The sequence below is a fragment of the Galbibacter sp. BG1 genome, from assembly GCF_013391805.1.
Lineage (GTDB): Bacteria > Bacteroidota > Bacteroidia > Flavobacteriales > Flavobacteriaceae > Galbibacter.
Window position 1 is genome coordinate 2,553,230 of the sequence record NZ_CP058364.1, and the last position, 18,625, is coordinate 2,571,854.

At 36.9% G+C, this 18,625-nt stretch carries 16 protein-coding genes; 12 read left to right on the forward strand and 4 right to left on the reverse strand.

Translation table 11 applies throughout. From position 1 onward, the window contains the following. Positions 1-42 precede the first annotated feature (42 nt). Positions 43-1,800 carry an ABC transporter ATP-binding protein gene (locus tag HX109_RS11230; protein WP_178952005.1) on the reverse strand — a complete coding sequence of 586 codons (1,758 nt, stop codon included), beginning with the start codon at positions 1,798-1,800 and terminating at the stop codon, positions 43-45. Positions 1,801-1,934: 134 nt separating this feature from the next. Between HX109_RS11230 and HX109_RS11235 the strand changes: the two genes are divergently transcribed. From HX109_RS11235 to yajC, 4 genes are all read left to right on the forward strand, one after another. Further along, complete coding sequence (locus HX109_RS11235; RefSeq protein ID WP_255462681.1) at positions 1,935-3,038, forward strand: Glu/Leu/Phe/Val family dehydrogenase; 1,104 nt, start codon at positions 1,935-1,937, stop codon at positions 3,036-3,038. A 181-nt stretch (positions 3,039-3,219) separates the two neighbouring features. Continuing rightward, positions 3,220-4,161: a transcription antitermination factor NusB gene (gene nusB, locus HX109_RS11240; RefSeq protein WP_255462682.1), complete on the forward strand. Its 942-nt coding sequence runs from the start codon at positions 3,220-3,222 to the stop codon at positions 4,159-4,161. Positions 4,162-4,252: 91 nt separating this feature from the next. Then, positions 4,253-4,720, forward strand: coding sequence for a DUF1573 domain-containing protein (locus HX109_RS11245; protein WP_178954172.1), 468 nt, complete (start codon positions 4,253-4,255; stop codon positions 4,718-4,720). A 10-nt stretch (positions 4,721-4,730) separates the two neighbouring features. After that, positions 4,731-5,030, forward strand: coding sequence for a preprotein translocase subunit YajC (gene yajC / locus HX109_RS11250; RefSeq protein ID WP_178952007.1), 300 nt, complete (start codon positions 4,731-4,733; stop codon positions 5,028-5,030). Between the two features lie 134 nt (positions 5,031-5,164). On the opposite strand, the gene HX109_RS11255 is transcribed toward yajC, so the two are convergent. Both HX109_RS11255 and pepT read right to left on the reverse strand, forming a co-directional pair. Further along, entirely contained in the window at positions 5,165-5,752 is a 588-nt protein-coding gene (locus HX109_RS11255; RefSeq protein WP_317170414.1) for a YdeI/OmpD-associated family protein, read from the reverse strand. After that, positions 5,742-6,980 carry a peptidase T gene (pepT, locus tag HX109_RS11260; RefSeq protein WP_178952009.1) on the reverse strand — a complete coding sequence of 413 codons (1,239 nt, stop codon included), beginning with the start codon at positions 6,978-6,980 and terminating at the stop codon, positions 5,742-5,744. Before pepT ends, HX109_RS11255 begins: the two co-directional genes overlap by 11 nt. 152 nt (positions 6,981-7,132) lie before the next feature. Here pepT and HX109_RS11265 point away from each other — a divergent pair, with 152 nt between their 5' ends. The 8 genes from HX109_RS11265 (at position 7,133) to HX109_RS11300 (ending at position 16,637) form a co-directional block, all read left to right on the forward strand. Further along, entirely contained in the window at positions 7,133-8,149 is a 1,017-nt protein-coding gene (locus tag HX109_RS11265; protein WP_178952011.1) for a quinone-dependent dihydroorotate dehydrogenase, read from the forward strand. 5 nt (positions 8,150-8,154) lie between these two features. Further along, a complete protein-coding gene (locus tag HX109_RS11270; RefSeq protein WP_178952013.1) occupies positions 8,155-8,772 on the forward strand; it encodes a LysE family translocator in 618 nt (205 codons plus the stop codon). Positions 8,773-8,848: 76 nt separating this feature from the next. Then, positions 8,849-9,508 carry an HAD family hydrolase gene (locus HX109_RS11275; RefSeq protein WP_178952015.1) on the forward strand — a complete coding sequence of 220 codons (660 nt, stop codon included), beginning with the start codon at positions 8,849-8,851 and terminating at the stop codon, positions 9,506-9,508. Then, positions 9,508-10,371, forward strand: a complete 864-nt coding sequence (locus HX109_RS11280) for a hydroxymethylglutaryl-CoA lyase (RefSeq protein WP_178952017.1) — start codon at positions 9,508-9,510, stop codon at positions 10,369-10,371. Before HX109_RS11275 ends, HX109_RS11280 begins: the two co-directional genes overlap by 1 nt. A gap of 127 nt (positions 10,372-10,498) precedes the next feature. Next, complete coding sequence (locus HX109_RS11285) at positions 10,499-11,710, forward strand: DUF4856 domain-containing protein (protein WP_178952019.1); 1,212 nt, start codon at positions 10,499-10,501, stop codon at positions 11,708-11,710. 34 nt (positions 11,711-11,744) lie between these two features. Beyond that, entirely contained in the window at positions 11,745-12,836 is a 1,092-nt protein-coding gene (locus HX109_RS11290; protein WP_178952021.1) for an imelysin family protein, read from the forward strand. A 29-nt stretch (positions 12,837-12,865) separates the two neighbouring features. Next, a complete protein-coding gene (locus HX109_RS11295) occupies positions 12,866-14,215 on the forward strand; it encodes an HTTM domain-containing protein (RefSeq protein ID WP_178952023.1) in 1,350 nt (449 codons plus the stop codon). Next, on the forward strand, positions 14,196-16,637 hold the full coding sequence (locus HX109_RS11300; RefSeq protein WP_178952025.1) for a TonB-dependent receptor domain-containing protein: 2,442 nt from the start codon (positions 14,196-14,198) through the stop codon (positions 16,635-16,637). Before HX109_RS11295 ends, HX109_RS11300 begins: the two co-directional genes overlap by 20 nt. A 2-nt stretch (positions 16,638-16,639) precedes the next feature. On the opposite strand, the gene HX109_RS11305 is transcribed toward HX109_RS11300, so the two are convergent. Next, positions 16,640-18,082, reverse strand: a complete 1,443-nt coding sequence (locus tag HX109_RS11305; RefSeq protein ID WP_255462683.1) for a transporter substrate-binding domain-containing protein — start codon at positions 18,080-18,082, stop codon at positions 16,640-16,642. Positions 18,083-18,625: the final 543 nt, after the last annotated feature.

Genomic DNA, 18,625 nt, shown 5'->3' on the forward strand with positions numbered 1-18,625 from the left:
AATCAAAAATGTGAAAAAAATTGAAATGAAACAACAAATTTTCTAGTTTTCTTTTTCAGATAATTGATTTAGGTACAATTCATGATAGTATCCTTTTTGGTTTAGTAGTTGATTATGAGTTCCTTGCTCGGTGATTTTACCGTCTTCCAGCACAATGATTTTATCTGCATTTTTGGCTGAAGAAATACGGTGACTTACAATTATTGTAGTACTTTTTTGTGAAACTTCTTTTAAATTGTTCAATATTTCCTCTTCTGTTTCGGTATCCACCGCCGAAAGGCAGTCATCAAACAAATAAATTTTTGGTTTTTTAAGTAGTGCACGTGCTATGGAAACCCGCTGTTTTTGTCCGCCACTTAGGGTAATTCCGCGTTCACCGAGAACGGTATCGTATTTTTTGGTAAACTCTACAATATTTTGGTGTACGGCAGCTTTTTTGGCCGCCGCTTCAATTTCTTCCTGACTGGCATTTTTATCACCAAACTTAATGTTCGTTCTTATGGTGTCTGAAAATAAAAAGGCGTCCTGGGGGACAGCACCAATGGAGTTCCTTAAATCTATCAGGTTTAATTCTTCTATCGGGGTGTCATCAATTAAAATAGTTCCCGAGGACACGTCGTACAATCGGCCAATTAAGTCCAAAACGGTAGATTTACCAGATCCTGTTTTTCCGATAATGGCAAAAGTTTCGCCTTCGTTAATGTTGAAAGATACATTTTTTAATGCCGTAATATTGGTGTCATCATAAGTAAATGAGACGTTTTCGAATGTAATTTTTCCTTTTATTTCTGAAGGGGAAGAAGTATGGTTCTTTATTTCAGGTTTTAAATCTAAAAATTCATTGATACGTTTTTGGGAAGCCTCGGCACGCTGAACAATAGACGTTACCCAACCAACGGTTGCCACGGGCCAGGTAAGCATATTTACATAAATAATAAACTTTAGGATGACACCAGTGGTGGCAATTTCTCCATTTATATATTGCAAACCACCCACATAGATCACAAAAATATTACTTACCCCAATTAGCAGTAGCATCAAAGGGAAAAACCAAGCATTTACTTTGGCGAGGTCCATATTGGTATTTTTTCCTTCCAGTGCCAATGCTTCTACTTGCTGATCTATTCGAGGTTCGATACCGTATGCCTTAATTACCGAAATTCCCGAAAAAGACTCTTGTGTAAATGTAGACAGCTTCGATAAATACTGTTGCACTTTGGTACTCCGTTTATGTATAATCCTACTTATATTGTAAATAAGAACGGATAAAATAGGCAGAGGAATTAAGGTATAGGTGGCCAATTTAGGTGCGGTATAAAACATTAATGGGATAACGCATAGAAATAAGGTAATGGTTTGTATGCTGTAAAGAATAGCCGGGCCTCCATACATGCGTACTTGGCTTACATCTTCACTAATACGGTTCATTAAATCCCCTGTTCTGTTTTTTTTGTAAAAATTTAGGGAAAGCCTTTGGTATTGTTCGTATACTTCGTTTTTAAGATCAAACTCTATGTAACGGGAAACGTTTATAATGGTCTGCCTCATTAAAAAAGTAAACAATGCAGATAGGGTGGCCGAGCCTACAATAATTAAGATGTAGGTAAGGAGTTTGCTTTTTACTGCTTCTAAATCGGTGTTTTCATTCAGTATATATTTCTCCACTTCGTTGACCGATCTTTCTACATATTCGGGCAAGACCAGTTTAAAGACTGTAGCAAGAATGGTAATAAATACACCAATAATTAATTTCCACTTATATTTCTTAAAGAATTTGTTAATATACTTTAGTTCCTTCATTACTTTTCTCTAAAATCGATTTTTTTGATAAATCCTCAATGAGAGCACTTATTTTAGCTTTTATATTGAAATATTCTTATTTTTGCTCCAAATAATTAACGATATAAAAATTCAAGCAAATAAATATAAATTGTATGGTTTCAGAAATTATAGCTCCGACAGAACTTAAAAAAGTTGATCCGGTTTTCGGTCAACTTTCTTTTAATGATCATGAGCAAATTGTTTTCTGTCAGGACAAAGATACAGGATTAAAAGCAATAATAGGAATACATAACACAGTTTTAGGACCTGCTTTGGGAGGTACCAGAATGTGGAATTATGAAAATGAATGGGAGGCTTTAAACGATGTATTACGTCTCTCTAGGGGGATGACCTACAAGTCGGCCATCACTGGATTGAATCTTGGTGGAGGTAAGGCCGTTATTATTGGTGACGCCAAAACGCAAAAGAATCCGGCTTTGATGAGAAGGTTTGGGGAGTTCGTACATTCTTTAAGCGGTAAATATATTACGGCAGAAGATGTTGGGATGGAAACAGCCGATATGGACACCGTAAGAGAGGTTACACCTTATGTTACCGGTATTTCAGAAGAAAAAGGAGGAGCTGGAAATCCGTCTCCAATAACAGCTTACGGAGTTTTTATGGGAATGAAGGCAGCTGCAAAATATCAGTTTGGAGACGATAGTCTAGAAGATAAAAAAGTTTTAGTACAAGGAGTAGGACACGTAGGTGAGACTTTGGTAGATCATTTATATAACGAAGGCGCGCAGTTGTTTATTTCAGATATCAATGAAGAGCGTCTTTTAGAATTAGCAAAAAAATATAAAGCAGTCATAGTTCCCGGGAACGAGATCTTTAACCACGAATTAGACGTGTATGCTCCTTGTGCATTAGGTGCAACCATAAACGATGCAACGGTAAATGCTATTAATGCGAAAATTGTTGCAGGAGCCGCCAACAACCAATTGGCAGACGAAAAGGTACATGGTGCCATTTTAAAAGAAAGAGGGATTGCCTATGCTCCCGATTTTCTAATTAATGCCGGAGGGATTATTAATGTTTATGCAGAGTTAGAAGGGTACGATAAGAAAGAGATCCTTAGAAAAACAGAAAATATCTATAAAACAACCCTAGATATTTTTACTCATGCCGATACTAATAATTGTACCACGCACCAATCGGCTTTGCAGATTGCGCAACAACGAATAGATAACCGAAAATTAGCAATGAAAAAATAAGACGGTTTCTAAAATAATATTATTTTTGCAGGGCGAAAGAAAAAATCTTTCGCCCTTATTTTTTGCGAGGCATTAGTTTTAAGCATGCCAAGCATAATTTGGAAAATAGCAATCGGTTTATACACCGGCAAAATCGAGCCCTCTTTTAGGGATTTAGTAAAGGTAAGTAAGTTCTTTAGGCATGTTAACAAGAAGACACATCAGGGTTAAAGTAATGCAATCTGTTTATGCATTTGTACAATCTAAAAACACTGATTTAGGTAAAGAAGAAAAGTTTTTATCATCGAGTATGGAGAATATGTACAATTTGTACTTAACGCTCTTAAGTTTACTGGTGGAAATCCAAAAAATGGCTGATGAGCAGCTTACACTCTCCCAAAAAAAATACCTTGCTACCAAGGAAGAGAAAAATCCGAAACGAAAATTTGTAGACAATCCAGTATTGCAACAACTGGCAAACGATCCTGTTCTAGCTGAAAAGCTTGAGAATAGAGGAATTAGCTGGGAGTTGGACGAGGAATATGTAAAAATTATTTATAAAGCTATCTTAGAAAGTGAAGTTTACAAAGAATATCTCGCCAAAGATGAAACCGACTTTAAAGATGATAAAAAGGTAATTCTCGATTTATATCAAGAGGTAATCGCACCAAACGAAAAACTTTACGAGTATATAGAAGACAAAAAGCTTACTTGGGTAGATGATCTTCCGTTGGTGAATACATTGTTGGTTAAAATGATTAAGAAGTTAAAAATTGACAGTCCCAACAATTATTTTCATCCGTCTTTATTTAAAGACCAAGACGATAAGCTCTTTGCGAGCGAGTTGTTCAAGAAAACCATTTTGAACGATGAAAGAATTCAGCAGGAAATAGAAGGTAAAACCCCAAATTGGGATACCGATAGAATTGCCGAGTTGGATGCTATTTTATTGAAAATGGCGATCTGTGAATTTTTAAAATTCCCGTCCATTCCGGTCAAAGTAACCATAAATGAATATTTAGAAATCGCCAAGGAGTACAGTACTCCAAAGAGCAGTATTTTTATCAATGGAATTTTAGACAAATTGGTAAAAGAATACCAAGCCAACAATTCGTTAAATAAGTCGGGTAGGGGCTTGATGTAAAAAAATATTATTACTTTTGAATCTCTAATTTTAGAGGGTATTTAAAGGAAAACCTCAAATAATAACCACTTATAAATTAAACCTTTTAATGATGAAAAGAATATTTTTGGTATTAACCATCGCTGCGGCAGTAAGTTTTACATCTTGCAAAGATAACAAGGCTGCTGATAAAGTAGATTCTGAAAATGTGGCTAAGGCAGAGCAAAGAGATGAAGCTGCCAAGCAGTTGCCAGTAATGCAGTTTGAAGAAACTGAGCACGATTTTGGTAATATTCCGCAAGGTCAATCAGTAGAAAAAGTATTTAAATTTAAAAATACAGGAAATGCTCCTTTGGTAATTACAGACGCTAAAAGCAGCTGTGGGTGTACTATTCCACAAAAACCAGAAGAGCCTGTTGCTCCTGGGGAAACTGGTGAAATTCTTGTAAAATATAACGGAAGCGGGAAAAACCAAGTAACAAAAACGGTTACCATTACTGCCAATACAGAAAAGGGAACTGAACAATTAAAAATTAAAGCTTTTGTAGAGCCTAAAGAGTCTGCAGAGCCTAAAGCGTAAATAAAAATTAATGGAAGCATTACAACAGTTTGCACCTTTTCTTTTAATATTTGCCGTGATGTATTTTTTTATGATACGTCCACAAATTAAAAAGCAAAAACAAGAAAAGAAGTTTGCAGAAGAATTAAAAAGAGGAGATCGCGTAGTTACTAAAAGTGGATTGCACGGTAAGATAATAGATCTTAACAACGATAACACTTGTGTGATTGAAACAATGGCCGGTAAAATGAAGTTTGAACGTTCTGCCTTGTCATTAGAGCTTTCCCAAAAATTAAATGCTCCTGCAGCTCCTGTAAAAGAGAAGAAGTAGGCAATAAATTATATTACTGAAAACACCGATGCTGCTAAAGTATCGGTGTTTTTTTATGGTTCAATAACTTTCTCTAAACAGATTAAATCTTGCTATCTGGAGTCCCTTGTAATCAGTTCTATTTTAAAACAAGTTTACTTTTTGTATTTATCATTCAAACCTACACCACTTTCAAGAAGGGGAATAATTTTTTGAATTCGGCTTTCTTTCGTAGTTTGCCGTTTGGCCTCTGCGATATAGCTGTGGTATTCCTTCTGTCTTCCCGGGCTCAGCCTTTCAAATTGGGTTTGTAATGTTGTATTGGACTGTAAGAATGTGGCCAATGTTTTAGAAATTGTTTTTGTTTTCTTGGGAATAATAACTTCCCGCCCGTCTAGTTGATTTTTGATGGCTTCGGCTAGATACAGTGCAACCAACTTTTTATCAATTTCTGAAGCAGATGCAAATCGCCATTGTCGCAGTGCCACTGTTTTGCCTTCTTGGGCGTTTGTTAATAGCTTGTGAGGATCTTTTAAGAGTGCCCCATTGAAAAACCACAGTCCTACATAGCTTTTAAAGGCACCAATAGCCACTACATTTTTGTTTTCCAGCATATAGGTAGGGGCTCCCCATTTTATGGTTTCCTCCAGCTCTGTAGATGCAATGATGGATCGAAGAAGTTTTATTTCTGCTTCCCATTCAGGATGTTTACTTATATAATCTTCAACATCCTTAACTTTCATTATTGTAATACTTGGCGGTAAGCTCTACAATCTTAACGATGACATCGGTAGCTCTTTTCATACTTTCTACGGGGACATATTCATATCTTCCATGAAAATTATGGCCACCAGCAAAAATATTAGGGCAGGGAAGGCCCATATAAGATAGTTGCGATCCATCGGTGCCTCCACGAATGGGTTTTATTAAAGGTTCTATTTCCAAATCGAGCATGGCCTGTTCTGCAATATCCACAATATGCATTACCGGCTCAATTTTTTCTTTCATATTATAGTATTGGTCTTTTATTTCCAAGGAAATTATATTTCCAAACCGATCTGTTAAATCCCCTATAATTCGCTCTATCAATTCTTTTCTGGCATCAAATTTATCACGATCGTGGTCTCTTATAATTCCATTTATCTCTGCATACTCCACGTCGCCTTTAAAATCGTAAAAGTGGAAAAATCCTTCCCGATGATGTGTAAATTGCGGCATTTCTTTTTTGGGCATCATAGAGAGAAATTCCGTAGCTATCATAACGGCATTAATCATTTTACCTTTTGCGTACCCAGGATGCACACTTTTCCCTTTTACGGTAATTTTTACTCCTGCAGCATTAAAGTTTTCATACTCCAGTTCGCCTATTTGAGAACCATCCATGGTGTAGGCCCATTGTGCTCCAAATTTCTTTACATCAAATTTATGGGCACCCCTTCCAATTTCTTCATCGGGGGTAAAAGCTACGCGTACTGGCCCATGGTGAATATGGGGGTTGTTCACTAGGTACTCCATTGCGGTAACAATCTCTGTAATCCCCGCTTTGTCATCGGCACCCAGAAGAGTTGTGCCATCTGTGGTGATAATTGTTTGCCCTTTGTACTGTTTTAAGTCATCAAAATAATTAGGGGATAAAACAATTTCTTCGGCTTCATTTAAAATAATATCACCTCCGTCATAGTTATGTATAATCTGCGGATTCACATTGGTACCGTTAAAATCTGGGGAAGTGTCGAAGTGGGAAATAAATCCAATCGTTGGCACTTCTCTATTAAGATTGGAAGGCAAAGTAGCCATTACGTAGGCATTTTCGTCTATCGATACATCTTCCAAGCCAATTGCTTTTAGTTCCTCGGCCAGTTTTCGGGCTAAATTCCACTGTTTTTCGGTACTCGGTGTAGTTTCGCTGTTGGGGTCAGATTGGGTGTCTATCTTTACGTAACTGATAAACCGATCAATGATATTTTGCATAGCGTAGTTTTTTTCAAAAATAATATAATAGTTGAAATGTTTTAAAAATCCTCTTATAAACCTATTTCTTTTATGGAAGTGTTAAAATTAATTCAGTAAAAAAGAGAACTAAATTTTTAAGTTTAAGTATTTTTGCACAAACAAAAACTTTCATGTACAAAACTCTCATCCGACCGATATTTTTTCTTTTTGATCCGGAGAATGTCCATCATTTTACATTTTCAGCAATAAAAATTTTACATAAAATACCTGGGGTGCCACATCTCATTCGCTCGTGCTTTAAAATGGAAGATCCTAGATTGGAAAGAGAGGTGTTCGGACTCAAATTTCCGAACCCAGTTGGATTGGCAGCCGGTTTTGATAAAGATGCAAAGCTTTATGAAGAGTTATCTAATTTTGGCTTTGGTTTTATAGAAATAGGAACCTTAACGCCAAAACCGCAACCTGGAAATCCAAAAAAGCGATTGTTCAGGTTGATTGAAGATAAGGCCATAATTAATAGAATGGGATTTAATAATGGTGGCGTTGAAGAAGCGGTAGAGCGTTTAAAAAAGAACGATAAAGTACTTATTGGCGGAAATATTGGGAAAAACAAGATCACGCCTAATGAAGCTGCGGTAGAGGATTACAAAATATGCTTTAAGGCCTTATATCCATATGTGGATTATTTCGTGGTAAACGTTAGCTCGCCTAATACTCCAAACTTAAGGGAGCTCCAAGACAAAGAGCCTTTAACGCAATTATTGCAAACATTACAAAACTTAAATTTAGAACAGGAAAAAACAAAGCCAATTTTACTTAAAATAGCGCCAGACCTTAGTGATGAACAGCTATTGGATATTGTAGAAATTGTAAATGCTACCAAAATAGCAGGAGTAATTGCTACAAATACCACCATAGAAAGGGATGGTTTAATGGATGAAAATAAAAAAGAGGCCGGTGGAATGAGTGGAGCACCTTTAGCTAAAAGAGCTACGGAAGTTATTCGTTTTTTAGCTGAAAAAAATAAAGGTTCCTTTCCAATAATAGGGGTTGGGGGAATTAACTCTCCTCAAGACGCTCTGGATAAAATGGATGCCGGTGCAGCATTGGTACAAATTTATACCGGTTTTATCTATGAAGGTCCTTTTATTGTTAAAAGGATAAATAAAGCGATTTTAAACCGCTAATGGGTTTGAATTTAGAAGTTTTATACGGTTTTGTGCTCGCAACTGCGGCATTGGCCATTGCTCCAGGCCCAGATAATATTTATGTGCTCATGCAAAGTATGGTGCACGGTGTAAAAAGTGGTTTGGCAACCGTAGCGGGGCTTATGTCTGGATGTATCGTTCATACAACCTTGGTCGCTTTTGGGGTGTCGGTTATAATTAAAAAGTCACCCCTACTATTCACCGGGTTAAAAATTGCAGGGGCTTGTTATTTATTATTTTTAGCATACAAGGTATATACAAGCAGCGCTAAAATAGATACCGAAAGCATTCAGGTTCCTGAAAAATCTTATAAAGCTTTGTATGTGCAAGGTTTTATAATGAATGTATTGAACCCAAAAGTCTCTATTTTCTTTTTGGCCTTTTTCCCCGGGTTTCTTTTTAGTGAAACGTTGAATAGCGTTTTGCAATTTTACATATTGGGCGGGCTGTTTATTTTGGTTTCTTTCATCGTTTTTGCACTTATTGCCTTTCTGGCAGGAAAGGTTTCCAATTACCTTAAAGCAAACAAGCGAACGGGACTGGTATTAAAATGGCTTCAAATAGTTGTATTCGTGGCCATTGCTGTTTTTCTCTTGCTTTAATATTCTTTGCCTCGCTATTGTAAAAACGTTTGTTTAACCTCTAAAGGTTAATTACCTTTGATTTAAAGCAATTATTTTGACAAAAGATCATTTTATTTTTGATATGGACGGTGTTATTATGGATAGCGAACCGGCTCATAAAGAAGTTTTGGAGAAGGTTTTTGGAGAACTTAATCTAGAGTTTTCTGATGCCTATCATCAAACATTGGTGGGGATGGCAGCAGTGCCTATGTGGGAAAAGATAAAATCTGACTTCAAAATTGAAACCAATGCCCGCGAATTGATGAATTTTCATAAAGAAATATTCTTTGTGGAGGTGGAACATCTCAATATTCAGCCTGTTACAGGAGTGGTCTCGTTAATTAAAAAGCTAAAAGAAATGGACTTCCACTTATCTTTGGCGTCCTCTTCTTCTTTGAAACTGATTAAAAGGTTTGTTCATGAATTGGGTATAGAATCTTATTTTGATTATCTCGTAAGTGGAGAATCCTTGGAGCGAAGTAAGCCTTTTCCCGACATTTTCTTGAAAGTTGCCAAAAATTATAAAAAGGATCCTTCGCACTTTGTGGTTATTGAAGATAGTAAAAACGGTGTTAAGGCTGCCAAGGCGGCTGGTATGATGTGTATTGGGTATAAAAATCCGAATTCTGGGAATCAAGATCTATCTGAGGCCGATATTGTTATAGAAAGTTTTACTAAATTAACTCCACAAGTAATTACCAAAATTACCTCCTAGTGGAAAAAGTCAAAATCATAGAATGTCCGCGCGATGCCATGCAGGGAATTAAAACTTTTATTCCTACGGAAAAAAAAGTGCAGTACATCCAAGCATTGCTACGTTGTGGTTTCGATACGATTGATTTTGGTAGTTTTGTTTCTCCAAAAGCGATTCCGCAAATGGTAGACACAGCCGAAGTTTTGTCGCAACTGGATCTTTCTTCTACCGAAAGTAAGTTGCTGGCAATAGTGGCCAATGTTCGTGGAGCCGAGGATGCGTGCAAACATAGGGAAATCGATTATTTAGGTTATCCCTTTTCCATTTCAGAGAATTTTCAAATGCGAAATACCCACAAAACCATAGCGGAGAGTATTGAAGTTTTATCCGAGATCCTAGAGCATGCATATAAAAGCAACAAGCGGGTGGTCGCTTATTTATCCATGGGGTTTGGTAATCCTTATGGCGATCCATGGAATGTTGATATCGTGGGGGAGTGGACTGAGAAGCTTTCTGGAATGGGAGTAGAAATTCTCTCACTTTCTGATACTGTGGGAACCTCCAACCCCGAAACCATAGATTATCTCTTTTCTAATTTAATACCATCATATTCTAACATTGAATTTGGGGCTCATTTACATACCACTCCTTCTACTTGGTTTGAAAAGGTAAATGCTGCCTACAATGCGGGCTGTAGACGGTTTGATGGGGCTATTCAAGGATTTGGGGGGTGCCCGATGGCAGCAGATGAACTTACCGGAAATATGCCAACGGAAAAATTAGTTTCCTTCACCAATTCTCAAAAAGCTTCAGCCAATATAAAGGCAATGAGCTTTGAAAGTGCTTATAATGAAGCGCTTAAATTATTCAAGAATTATCATTAAGTTTCTCTATTTCTTCAGAAGCAGGTATCGATAAATTTTATTTAAATTTAATCTAAATAAATTTGTTAATTCTCTTAACAGAACTATATTTGCCAAAACATTTATTTAAATTAAGTCTAAATTAACTATGAAATCAACTTTAATTAAATCTTTAGCGGTGTCTACTTTAATTTTGGCATCTTGTTCTAACGATGACGATAACATGGGAGGGAATGAAACTCCTGAAGTAACCGCGCCAGCAACCTATACCTTTGAAAGAGGAAGTGAAAGTACTGTAAGTTTTTCTGGACAAACCACCAGAATTGCAATGGCAGCAGAATTAACTGGAGCTATGATGGATTTCGATAATATTTCAGAAGAGCTGTTGTTGAATATGTATACCAATGAAAACAATCCGTTTTCTGAAGCTTCCTTGAACGAGTCTACAAAAAATATCAAGAGCAAAGTAGCCGCTTCGGCTGCGTATTTTGCTACCAATACTGTGTTAAGCAACAAAATTAAGGCCGATCTGGAGTCCTCTTTAAAAGCACAGGTAAACGAGGTGGCGCCAAATAAAGAAGTAATCGCATCCAAAGGGGTTGCTGGGCAAATTGCAGCAACTGGTTCTACAAAATTGAGATATGTTAGTGCTACAGGATTAGAGTACAATCAAGTATTCGCTAAATCTTTAATAGGAGGCCTAATGCTAGACCAAGTGCTTAACAATTATTTGAGCAACGATGTTTTAGACGAAGGGGATAACCAAGCCAATAACGATAATGATGTGGTTGAGGAAGGTGCAACCTACACTACTATGGAGCATAAATGGGACGAAGCTTATGGTTATGTTTATGGAGCTTCCCAAGATCCTGCAAACCCTAATACTACCTTGGGAGACGATTCTTTCTTAAATAATTATTTGGGGAGACTGGAAGCAGACGAAGATTTTCAAGGGATTGCTGCCGATGTTTTTAATGCCTTTAAATTGGGGAGAGCTGCTATTGTAGCAAAAAACTACGTGGTTCGCGACGAGCAAGCGGATATTATTCAAGAAAAACTATCTTTGGTGCCCGCAGTTAGAGCAGTTCATTATTTAATGGGTGGTAAAGCGGCCATCGAGGCAGAAGACTATGGAAGTGCTTTTCATGAACTTTCTGAAGGATATGGGTTTGTTTATAGTTTACAGTTTACCCACAATCCAGAAACCAATGCTCCATATTTTTCAAATGAAGAGGTAGAAGGTTTCATTGCTCAGCTTATGGAAGGTGAAAATGGGTTATGGGATGTTTCTCCAGAAGTTTTGGAAGAAATTTCAGTTAAGATTGCCGCAAAATTTAACTTTACGCTAGAGCAAGCTTAAATAAAAATAAAATTGATTTAAAAAATTGGGAATTATGAAATTAAACAAATGGATAGGCGTAGTATGTACTTTGTTTATTATTGCCTGTAGTTCAGACGGAAGTGAAGATGTAGATAATCCAGGAGGTGAAGAGGGCAGTTTTAACAGAAAAGCGATTTTAACCAATTGGGCAGATAATTTTATAATTCCCAACTATAAGTTGTACTCTGGTGCGACGTTGGAGTTAACAGCTGCAACCGAGGCCTTTGTAGAGGAAAATAATACAGCAAACTTATCCGTTCTTAGAGGTGCTTTTAAAAATACTTATAAGAGTTGGCAAAAGGTTTCAATGTTTGAAATTGGGGAAGCCGAAAAAATTCAGCTTAGAAACTTTACCAATATCTATCCTACCAACGCCGTAAATATCGATGCAAAAACAAGCGGAGCTCAGGAATACAATTTGGAGCTGCCGTCTTCTTATGCAGAGCAAGGTTTTCCAGCGTTAGACTATCTTTTATACGGTACCGGGGAAACAGATGAAGAAGTGGTGTCTTATTTTACTACCAACGAAAATGCGAATGACTATTTAATGGCTGTTTCTGCGAGGATTAAAACTTTGGCAGATCAGGTGTTGAACTCTTGGGAGAATGGTTACCGTGATAGCTACGTAAATAACGATAGTGATGCAGTGAATGCTTCGTTCAATAAAACGGTAAACGCTTATATCTCTTATTACGAAAGATTTTTGAGAAGTGGTAAAATTGGTATTCCGGCCGGAGCCCTTTCGGGTAATAAATTTCCAGAGCGTGTGGAAGCATACTATGCAAATAATTTTTCGAAAGAATTGTATATGGAGGCTTTAAAAGCAACCACCAATTTTTACAAGGGTGGAAGCGGTGCAAGTCTGTACAGTGCGTTAAAAGATCTGGACCAACAAATTTTGGCAGACGATATTCTAAAGCAGTTTGATCTTATTCAAAGTGAAAGCGATAAATTAAAAGATAGCTTTTCTACGGAAGTAGAGACCAATAATAACGCGCTTATCGCGTTGAGGGATATGCTTCAAATAAACACAATTTTGTTTAAAAACGATATGGTTTCTGCTATGAATGTTACCATTTCGTATCAAGACAATGATGGGGATTAATAAAAACTGAGGCAGGTACACAAATCAGAATGAATAATTCCATCAAACGTTATTTTAATGCCTATACGGAGACCGTCCCACTGGCGGTCTTTCGTATTTTTTTTGGTGTAATGATGTTTTTAAGCATTCTGCGTTTCTGGAGTAAAGGGTGGATCGATCAACTTTACATTCAACCCAAATTCTTTTTCTCTTACTACGGTTTTGAGTGGGTAAAGCCCTTGGGAAATTTTACATATGTATTGTTTGCCATATGCGCTTTGGCAGCCTTGGCCGTAGCATTGGGATATAAATACAGAATGGCAATTGTGTTGTTTTTTTTGAGCTTCACCTATATCGAATTAATGGATAAGACCACCTACCTTAACCATTATTATTTTATCTCCCTGCTCAGTTTTTTAATGATTTTTTTACCGGCAAATGCCTATTTTTCCATTGATGCCAGAAAAGGGCAGTCTTACGGAAAAGTTCCAAAATGGACCATAGATAGCATTAAGCTCTTATTGGCCATAGTATATATTTACGCAGGTCTCGCAAAATTAAACAGCGATTGGTTGCTAAGGGCAATGCCCTTAAAAATTTGGTTGCCTACACAGTATGATTTGCCGTTTATAGGTACTTTATTAAAGCAAGATTGGGCTTTACATCTGTTGAGTTGGTGTGGAGCCGCTTACGATTTATTCATTCCATTTTTTCTGCTGAATAAAAAAACCCGGCCGTATGCGTTCGCGGCGGTAGTTGTTTTTCATGTGCTTACGCGTATCTTCTTTCCCATAGGAATGTTTCCTTTTATTATGATTGTAAGTGCTTTGATATTTTTCGATGCGAGTGTCCATAAAAGAATTATAAATAGCATCAAATACTTCTTCAGAATAAATAAAACACCGAAAACGGCTTCTAAACTTAAAATCAAGAACAACCGATTGGTACTTTCATTTCTTGCTGTATTCTTTTTTATACAGTTGCTGCTACCATGGCGTTATTTGCTATATCCTGGAGAGTTGTTCTGGACGGAAGAAGGCTTTCGTTTTTCTTGGCGGGTCATGCTCATAGAAAAAACAGGGTATGCGCAATTTAAAGTGGTCGATGGAAAAACGGGAAAATGGTTCTATGTGGATAATAGCGATTTTCTAACGCCTTTTCAAGAAAAAGAAATGGCGGCTCAAGCTGATTTTATCTTGGAGTATGCCCATTTTCTGGGGAAACACTTTGCCAGCCAAGGCCATAAAAACCTAGAGGTCTATGTAGACAGTTTTGTAACCCTTAACGGGAGACGAAGCGAGAAATTTATAGACAACACCGTCAATTTACTAACTATTAAAGAATCATTCCAACATAAAGATTGGATTTTACCTTTTAAAGATGACATTAAAGGATTATAAAATATTATTGGTATTTCTATGTATAGCACCAACCCTTTGGGCGCAATATTCTGTTAAAGGGATTATTACATCCTTAGAGGATAACACTCCCGTGGCTGGAGTGGAAATTTACGATCATCTTTCCCAGCAATTGGTTAGATCCAATAGCGACGGGTTTTATCAGCTAAACAATTTAAAACCAGGCAAACATCTATTTACTGTATTCTCATACGAATATAGAATCGTGGAGGATACCCTTTCCATCTATGGGAATATGATCAAAAACTATGAGCTCGAGCAACTCAATGAGCAACTTTCTGAGGTGGTCGTTACCCGGCAAAAAGAAAAAGTTTTTGCTTTAAAGAAATTAAGAAATGTAGAGGGTACAGCAATTTACGCCGGAAAGAAAAGTGAGGTAATAGATATGGATCAAATTATTGGAAATACCGCGGCCAATAATCCGAGACAGATTTATTCGCAGGTTGTTGGGTTGAATATCTATGAAAATGGTGATGCCGGACTTCAATTAAATATCGGTGGACGAGGACTTGATCCTAACAGAACTGCCAACTTTAATACACGACAAAATGGATATGATATCAGTGCCGATGTGCTTGGGTACCCAGAAAGTTACTACACGCCGCCTGCCGAAGCCTTAAGCGAAATACAGGTAGTACGTGGGGCTGCTTCCCTTCAATATGGAACACAGTTTGGCGGACTCGTAAATTTTAAAATGAAAAAACCGAATCCCAATAAAAAAATTGAACTAGTGTCTAGACAAACTTTAGGATCTTACGGTTTGTTTACTAGTTTTAATAGCATTGGTGGAACCGTTGGCGATTTTGAGTATTACACTTTTTTTAATTATAAGCAGGGAGACGGATTTAGACCGAATTCGCAATTTAATTCCCGCAATTTTTATAATCATATCGGGTACCGTTTTTCAGAAAATACCAAAATTAGTTTTGAAACGACCTTACTGAATTATATCGCAAAACAACCCGGCGGACTAACAGATGCTCAATTTGAAGAAGACCCCACTTTTAGCAATCGCTACAGGAATTGGTTTGAAGTAGACTGGAAACTTTTCTCTTTGCTTTTCGAGCATCAATTTTCTTCTAAAACAGACTTTAGTTTGAATGTTTTTGGTTTGGATGCTTCCCGAGATGCACTTGGGTTTAGGGAAAATCGTGTGGATCAACCCGATGAAGGAACCTCCCCTCGGGATTTTATTTCAGGAAAATTTAAGAATTGGGGAGCAGAAGCACGCCTTTTACACCGCTATAAAATTGCTGATAAAGATGCAGTATTCTTAATCGGTTCAAAATATTACCAAGCAAATAATTCAGAAAAACAAGGTCCAGGAAGTGCAAATGCCGATCCCGATTTTAATTTTTATACTGAAGAATACCCAAACTATCCGAGACAATCAGACTTTACATTTCCAAACCGAAATGTTTCCGTATTTGGTGAAAACATTTTTAATATTACAGAAGCTTTTTCGGTAACTCCCGGCTTTCGTTTTGAATATATAAAAACAGAAAGTGAGGGAACTTATAAGAATATTATTTTAGACCTTGCTGGAAATCCTATTTTAAACGAAACATTAGAGGACGATAGGGTTTTCGATAGGAATTTTATCTTGCTTGGATTGGGTTTAAGTTATAAACCGAATACTTCGATTGAATTCTATGGAAATGTCTCCCAAAATTATAGATCGGTAACCTACAACGACATCCGTGTGGTAAACCCTTCGTTTACAATAGATCCAAATATTACGGATGAAGATGGGTATACAGCAGATCTTGGGGTAAGAGGTAAATTGGCGAACGTAATTTCATATGATCTAAGCGCCTACTTCTTATCTTATAATAACCGGATTGGGGTAATCAGTAGAAAAATAAGTGATGTTGAAGAAAAAAGATTTCGAGGGAATATTGGCGATGCCATTATTTACGGTGTTGAGACTTTTGCAGATTGGGACATGGCTTCTACATTCTTGAAAAACACCAATCAATGGCAATTAAATTTGTTTACCAATATGGCGTTTACAAACTCTGAATATATAAGCTCTCAAGAACAAAATGTAAAGGGAAACGAAGTAGAGTTTGTGCCGCATGTAAATTTAAAAACCGGTCTAAGGTTTGGATATAAGAACTTACAAGGGAGTTTGCAATATACCTATTTGTCTAATCAATATACCGATGCCACCAACGCGCCACGGGACTTTACAAGTTCGTCAGGTATAATTGGTGAGATTCCAGCTTATGACATCATGGACATCTCGTTCGCCTACTCATACAAAAAATGGAAATTGGAAACTGGAGTAAACAATGTTTTGGATAACAGTTATTTTACCAGAAGAGCCACTGGGTATCCCGGCCCTGGTATTTTGCCAGCCGAACCGTTAACTTGGTATACCACCCTGCAATTTAAATGGTAGATCTACATGCCCATTAGTGTAGAAGAATTTTTGAAAAGTTGTTCGTAATGATAGAATCGGTCAAAAATTTGATCCACATAAACGTAAGGTTCAATACCGCGAACATATCCATACTTTACCACCGGATCGTTGTAAAATTTTGGATAGCTTAATTCCAATATCATTTTTTCCACGTTTTGATCCCACCGAAGGGGATCTAAATCGTATTTTTCACAAAGTGCCTGTGCATCTTTTACGTGATACAAACCTGCATTATAAGATGCTATGGTAAATTTAATGCGTTGTATGGAATCCTCCACTTGATCAAAAGATCGGTAGAGCTTTTTTAAATACATGGTGCCACCTTGAATACTTTCTTTTGGGTCTGCCGTGTTTTGTATTCCTAGTTCCCTTGCCGTAGCGGGCATTACCTGCATAAGGCCTTTAGCACCCACCCAAGACTCTGATTGTGGTTTAAATTGGGACTCTTGATAGATAAGGGAAGCGAGAAGTTTCCAGTCCCAACCCAATTTTTGGGAATGCTTTTTTATAAGCGGATCATATGGGGATATTTTTCTTTCATTTAAGCTGTAAAAGTCACTTTTTACTCGAGCCCGAAATTGCCTTTTATTAGTAAAGTATTTGTTGTAGATAACGTAATAATCGGTGGTGTTTTTTAAGGAATCCACCCAACTATTTACTTTTTTTAAAAGGTTCGGGGAGCTTTTTCGAACCCCCCATGCAATACGCTGTGAAAAACTAACAGGGGTGTCTATATCCAGTACGGGGAAATAGGAAGCATTTATGGCCGCAATATTTTCGTCCACCACGGTAAGTTTTATATCGCCATTTACTACTTGCTGAATTACTTTTCCTGCTGGTAAACTTCCGGAAAGGGTGTCAATAAAAATTTCCCCACCTATTTCTTCGGATAAGTTTTTGATGCGTTCGGCATAAGAAGAATTTTTTTTCACGGAAACCGTATCTCCAATAAGCTCGATAGGATCTTGGATTAATTCTTTCTGAATTTGATGTAGCTTCATTTTTCTCCAATTATCTGGTTTTTTCTGTACCAAGACTTGCTGGGAAAGGTAGAGGTAATCTGTAAAATTCATCAGACGTTTTCTACTTTGTGTTATGGTATAGCCATGTGCAAGAATATCTCCTTTTCCGGTATTTAGCATATCTATTAGATCATCTTCATTTCTGGCAATAACAATTTCTAGATCCAAACCTAAATGTTCCGCTAAATTATTAAGCAATTCATATTCAAACCCCATAGGTCTTCCTCGGTACAGAAAATAACTGGTACCGCTGTATACGGTGAGTGCTTTTAAAGTGCCACCAGCCGTAATTTCCGATAGATCCCTATCTATGGTCTTATTATTTTGATTTGTTGATTGTTGACTTTTATTGCAAGCCAATAGCATAAATAGTGGTATTACAAGTAGTATTTTTTTAATCATAAAATGTTTGTTTTGGTAATAGTAGTTCAGATCTTCAAGAAATTATGACCCATAAAACCTCTTTCATTCATTTGAAATTTAATGGTCGAAAAAATGTTAGCTCATTATAAGTTCTGTTTTTAGGCCTGAGCCTGGGGAGCCCAATGTGTGCATAACATATTTGGTGCCGCTTTCCCTGGATGTGCACAGCTGGGAGTGTGATATCGAGAACATGTGTTACAACTCATGTCGTCTTTAAGGGAGGGTTTCATTTGAAAGCTATCGCAAGTATGTTCGGCACCAACCTTAATTTTGTGATAAGTACATATATTGGAATTACTTAAATTTTCACAATTAATACAATTATTTGCAAGTCTAATAGCCATAATTTTTGTTTTTTGATTCTTTAAAATATAACCTCAGAAATGTTAAGAAACAATATAAATTATTCGTTTTCACTATTTTATAAAGTGAAGATGCCTCATTGTAACCAAATAGCGCATTATGAAATTGGATATTTCTATTTAAAAAAATAAAAAACCCCCTTTCTTTTTAAGAATAAAG

Excerpts from the sequence above, each read along its gene's own strand:
- HX109_RS11245 (WP_178954172.1), top strand. The coding sequence starts at position 4,253 with ATGAAAAGAATATTTTTGGTATTAACCATCGCTGCGGCAGTAAGTTTT.
- nusB (WP_255462682.1), top strand. The coding sequence starts at position 3,220 with ATGTTAACAAGAAGACACATCAGGGTTAAAGTAATGCAATCTGTTTAT.
- pepT (WP_178952009.1), bottom strand. The coding sequence starts at position 6,980 with ATGCAAAATATCATTGATCGGTTTATCAGTTACGTAAAGATAGACACC.
- HX109_RS11290 (WP_178952021.1), top strand. The coding sequence starts at position 11,745 with ATGAAATTAAACAAATGGATAGGCGTAGTATGTACTTTGTTTATTATT.
- HX109_RS11285 (WP_178952019.1), top strand. The coding sequence starts at position 10,499 with ATGAAATCAACTTTAATTAAATCTTTAGCGGTGTCTACTTTAATTTTG.
- HX109_RS11235 (WP_255462681.1), top strand. The coding sequence starts at position 1,935 with ATGGTTTCAGAAATTATAGCTCCGACAGAACTTAAAAAAGTTGATCCG.
- HX109_RS11265 (WP_178952011.1), top strand. The coding sequence starts at position 7,133 with ATGTACAAAACTCTCATCCGACCGATATTTTTTCTTTTTGATCCGGAG.
- HX109_RS11295 (WP_178952023.1), top strand. The coding sequence starts at position 12,866 with ATGAATAATTCCATCAAACGTTATTTTAATGCCTATACGGAGACCGTC.
- yajC (WP_178952007.1), top strand. The coding sequence starts at position 4,731 with ATGGAAGCATTACAACAGTTTGCACCTTTTCTTTTAATATTTGCCGTG.
- HX109_RS11230 (WP_178952005.1), bottom strand. The coding sequence starts at position 1,800 with ATGAAGGAACTAAAGTATATTAACAAATTCTTTAAGAAATATAAGTGG.
- HX109_RS11305 (WP_255462683.1), bottom strand. The coding sequence starts at position 18,082 with ATGATTAAAAAAATACTACTTGTAATACCACTATTTATGCTATTGGCT.
- HX109_RS11300 (WP_178952025.1), top strand. The coding sequence starts at position 14,196 with ATGACATTAAAGGATTATAAAATATTATTGGTATTTCTATGTATAGCA.
- HX109_RS11255 (WP_317170414.1), bottom strand. The coding sequence starts at position 5,752 with ATGAAAGTTAAGGATGTTGAAGATTATATAAGTAAACATCCTGAATGG.